This window comes from Pseudomonas sp. P5_B2, assembly GCF_056400445.1.
In genome coordinates, this window is sequence record NZ_JBFULH010000718.1 from 1 (window position 1) to 1,913 (window position 1,913).

Below are 1,913 nucleotides of genomic sequence, written 5' to 3' on the forward strand. Positions count from 1 at the left end.
TGTGAGTAATGATGAAAAACAACGTATTGGGCAGAGCAGAAATGAGCTTTTGAATCAACTGAACCTCATCCGCTCTGTTCAACTCTGAAGTCGCTTCATCGAGGATGACGATCGCCGGGGTATTGAGGGTCAGATCAAGCAATGCCAGTCGTTGTAGTTCTGACTTGCTCAGGTTTACTTCACCATTCCAGGGGACGTGTTGGTTAAAGCCATCCTGCAATTGCTCGACAATATCCGAGAGCCCGAGATAGGCCGCGCCTTGATTGAGTTCTTCCAGTGACGGGTTGTTAAAGTGCTGCGCCAGCGAACCCGGTTTAAACACGGGGTTGGAGGTCAGTAGCTGGACTTCTTCCGCATGCTGGCGTGCTAGGTACCCATCGGTGCCGCCTAGCGTGGATATCTGCCCTTGGCTTGGGAACAAACTGCCCACTACCAGGTTGGCAAACGTGGATTTTCCGACGCCACTGGCACCCATGATCACAACGACTTCATTCTCATGGAACGATTGGTCGAAGTGTTCGAGCACCGTTGAGCCGCTGTTCGGGTTAATGAACGTGACATCGGAAAAGGACACCAGCGGGGCATTCGAACCGACCTTTGTCTGCACCGGCGAAGGTCGAGGCTGAAAGCTGGCAACCACCAGGCGATCAGCACTGTCCAGGACTTGCCGGAGTTCAACGAGACATCTGCCGAGTCGTGCAAAAATCGCAATCAGGCTGTAGGAGAGACTGATCGCCAAAACGTTCACCATGCTGACCGTGCCCGTTGCATGGAAGTAAATCGTTGACGCAACGATGCATGACAGGAAAAAAACGCCGATCAAATCCAGCTTGTAGCTATACCAGCGACGCGTTGCTGCATTGTCCAGCGAGGCGAATGCCCGAGTAGTCACGCTGGGTGACAACCAATCCAGAATCATCGAATTGTCGTGTGCATTATCAAATCGACCACCTGACCAATTCAGTGCCTGAACACGTGCAAACAAGGTGGATGTGGCGTCGATTTCCCTGGTATTGAATCGCCGGAGTAACTCGCCGGAGTTTCTTGCGCCATACCAGTAGCAAAGCCCGATAACAACGAACGGCAGCAATACATAGAGGTTGTTCAGCATGACGTAGCCGATTGTTATCAACAGCAAGGTTACGGCGCCAACCGTTTCCAGCAACAACACCGGCAGAACCTCATCGACGCGACGCTGATCCCAGGTCAGCTTGTTCTGACTGTCACGATTAACCTCTTGAGCCAGGGTGTGGTCCAGGCCTGGATTCATCAAATTAGCGAAGTAATGAATGCATTGGGTTGAGGCTGCATCAATACTTTTCCTGACGGTAATCAGCGCCCCGAAAATCGACAGGACCGCACTCACCACTAAAACACTGACCAGCCCGATCAAGGACAGCTGCAAGTGTGTCGTGAGATAACCGCTGGCAATAATGTAATCGCCCGCAATGGTAAACACTTCTTTAAGGGCGAATAGCGCGAAGGCTATCAACGAGATTTTCCACAGGCCGAAATCCAGCAGGCTTCTTGTGATTGACCTTGAGCGTGTCGTTGCAGTTTTTGACCGCTCGGGTACAGAGAGAGGCTCTGCTTCGTCTGCCGGAACAACCGGGGTGAGGTTCTCGGAGCGGGTGCCAACAGGGTGTGAATGCGCTGCAAGTTGATTGGTTTGCACGTGCGCAATGTTGCCGCCCGCCACTGTCCAGACTTCTTGCGCGGCCGCTTTCTCTTCCTGTTTGTCCGTGACAAAAATGACGTTGGTATCGCGCCATGGACCTTGCAGAAGTGAAACAAGCAGGCCCGCCGCGAGTCTTTCGTCCAGACCCGAAGTGGGTTGGTCAATGAAGATCCACTGCGGCTGTGCGACCAAGGCTCTGGCCAACTCAAGACGCTTTCCCTGGCCTCTGGAAACG

1 protein-coding gene is annotated in these 1,913 nt (G+C 53.0%); it reads right to left on the minus strand.

From position 1 onward, the window contains the following. On the minus strand, positions 1-1,913 hold a 1,913-nt coding region (locus tag AC1DRJ_RS25965), incomplete at both ends, for an ATP-binding cassette domain-containing protein (RefSeq protein ID WP_477804674.1).